General features: G+C 73.7%; 2 protein-coding genes. Both read right to left on the bottom strand.

Going from position 1 to position 2,745, the window contains the following annotated elements; all coding sequences use genetic code 11:
• Positions 1-49: 49 nt before the first annotated feature.
• Complete coding sequence (locus GWI24_RS43095; protein WP_210951468.1) at positions 50-805, bottom strand: SDR family oxidoreductase; 756 nt, start codon at positions 803-805, stop codon at positions 50-52.
• A 4-nt stretch (positions 806-809) separates the two neighbouring features.
• The gene (locus tag GWI24_RS43090; protein WP_210951467.1) at positions 810-2,591 is read right to left on the bottom strand and encodes a glycoside hydrolase family 15 protein; all 1,782 of its coding nucleotides are present in this window, start codon (positions 2,589-2,591) and stop codon (positions 810-812) included.
• Between the last annotated feature and the right edge of the window lie 154 nt (positions 2,592-2,745).

Genomic DNA, 2,745 nt, shown 5'->3' with positions numbered 1-2,745 from the left:
CCGTGCCCAGGCCTTGGGCGGAGCCCCGTGGACCGACCCCCAAGCCCCCTCAGATGTTGTGGAGGGCCCCGCCGTCCACCGGAAGCATCAGCCCGGTCAGGTACGACGCCGCAGGCGAGAGCAGGAACGCCGCGGCCTTGCCGAATTCCTCGGGAGTCCCGTACCGCCGCAGCGGAATCGCCGCCGTGTTCCGCTCCCGCGCGGCATCCGCGTCGCCGGAGAGGGAATCGAGCTCGCGCACGCGGTCCGTGTCGATGCGGGCCGGGAGGAGGCCCACGACGCGGATGCCGCGGGGGCCGACCTCGAGGGAGAGGGACTTGGCGAAGCCGGCGAGGCCGGGGCGCAGGCCGTTGGAGACGGTGAGGCCGGGGATCGGCTCGTGGACGGAGCCGGAGAGGACGAAGCCGATCACGCCTCCGGAGGGGAGCTGCTCCGCGGCGGCGCGGGCGAGGCGGACGGCGCCCAGGAAGACGGAGTCGAAGGCGGCCTGCCACTGGGCGTCGGTGATGTCGGCCGTCAGCCCGGCCGGGGGGCCGCCGACGCTGATGAGAACGCCGTCGAAGCCGCCGAAGCGCTCCCGGGCGGTGGCGATGAGGCGGGCCGCCGCCTCGGGGTCGGCGTTGTCGGCGGCGACCCCGACCGCGTTCGGCCCGAGGCCGGCGGCGACGGCGGCCGCCGTATCGGCGTCGCGGCCGGTGATGACGGCCTTCGCACCGTCGGCGATCAGCTCACGGGCGGCCGCGAGCCCCAGCCCGCGGGTGGCCCCGGTGACGATGTACACCCGGTCTTTGAGTCCAAGATCCATGGGGTCAGTCTGCCCTGGGCCGTTCCGCGAGGGTGAGGGCGGTCCCCACCAGTCCGATGTGGCTGAACGCCTGCGGGAAGTTGCCGAGCTGCCGGCCGGTCGCCGGGTCGTACTCCTCGGCGAGCAGCCCGACGTCGTTGCGGAGCGCGAGGAGGCGTTCGAAGAGGGCCAGGGCGTCCTTGCGGCGCCCGGCCAGCTGGAGGGCGTCGGCGAGCCAGAAGGAGCAGGCGAGGAAGGCGCCCTCGGAGCCGGGGAGGCCGTCCACGCCGCCGTCGGTGGTGTAGCGGCGGATCAGACCGTCCTCGCTGAGTTCGCGGCGGACCGCGTCGATGGTGCCGACGACACGGGGGTCGGTGGCGGGGAGGAAGCCCACGCGCGGGATGAGCAGGGTCGCGGCGTCCAGCTCGGCCGAGCCGTAGGACTGGGTGAAGGTGGACCGCTCGGGGTCGTAGCCCTTCTCGCAGACCTCGCGGTGGACGGCGTCGCGCATCGCGCGCCAGCGTTTCGCGTCCCCGCCCAGCCGCGGGTCGGCCTCCATCGCGCGGACGGCGCGGTCGGCGGCCACCCACGCCATGACCTTGGAGTGGACGAAGTGGCGGCGGGGCCCGCGGACCTCCCACAGCCCCTCGTCAGGATCGCGCCAGGCGGACTCCAGGAAGTCCATCAGCGCGGTCTGGATCTTCCAGGCGTGCGGTTCGGCGGGCAGCCCGGAGGCGCGGGCGAGGTGGAAGGTGTCGAGCACCTCGCCGTAGATGTCGAGCTGGCGCTGGTCGACCGCGTCGTTGCCGACCCGGACCGGGGTCGAGCGCTCGTACCCCTCCAGCCAGGTCAGCTCCTGCTCATGGACCCGGCGCTCGCCCGCCAGGCCGTACATGATCTGCAGCTCGGCCGGGTCGCCGGCGATCGCCCGCAGCAGCCAGTCGCGCCAGGCGACGGCCTCCTCGTGGTAGCCGGCGCGGAGCAGGGCGTTCAGGGTGAGCGTGGAGTCGCGCAGCCAGCAGTAGCGGTAGTCCCAGTTGCGGACCCCGCCCAGCCGCTCGGGCAGCGAGGTGGTGGGGGCCGCGACGATCCCGCCGCTCGGGGCGTAGGTGAGCGCCTTGAGGGTGATCAGGGAGCGCATGACGGCGTCCCGGTACGGGCCCTCGTAGCGGCAGCGGGCGGCCCAGCCGCGCCAGTCCTCCAGGCTGGCGCGGAGGGAGTGGTACGGGTCGATGAGCCGGGGGCGGGGCTCGTGGGAGGGGTGCCAGGTGAGCACGAAGGCCACCCGGTCCCCGGCCGAGACGGTGAACTCGGAGCGGGTGCTGAAGTCCTCGCCGTAGGTGCGGACCTCGGGCTCCGAGCGCAGCCATACGGAGTCCGGCCCGGCGATCGCGATCCGGTGGCCGTCGGTGCGGCGCATCCAGGGGACGATCCGCCCGTAGTCGAAGCGGAGCCGCAGGACACCGAGCATCTCGACGCTGCCGGAGACGCCCTCGACGATGCGGACGATGTCGGGGGCGCGGTCGCGCTGCGGCATGAAGTCGATGACCTTGACCGTGCCCGTCTCCGTCTCCCAGACCGACTCCAGGACGAGCGAGTCGTCGCGGTAGCCGCGGCGGGTGCAGGCGCCCGCGCCCTTGGGGGCGAGCCGCCAGTGGCCGTTGTCGCGGTCGCCGAGGAGCGCGGCGAAGCAGGCGGGGGAGTCGAAGCGGGGCAGGCACAGCCAGTCGATCGAGCCATGGCGGCTGATCAGTGCCGCCGTCTGGTGGTCACCGATGAGGGCGTAGTCGTCGATGTGCTGGGCCATGTCCGGGCGCTTTCCCGGGAAAGCGGGATTCTAGGCCCCTGCCCAGCCAAGATCCGCTGGGCGGGGCCCGGCCAAGATCCGCTGGATGAGGGCCTGCGGGGTGTCCGGCGGACCACGCGGCGGAGCCGCATATCGATCCACGCGGCGGAGCCGC

Source organism: Streptomyces sp. MK37H, assembly GCF_018035285.1.
Taxonomy (GTDB): domain Bacteria; phylum Actinomycetota; class Actinomycetes; order Streptomycetales; family Streptomycetaceae; genus Streptomyces; species Streptomyces endocoffeicus.
The sequence above is the reverse complement of the archived record's forward strand: the minus strand, read 5'-3'. Positions and strand labels throughout refer to the sequence as shown.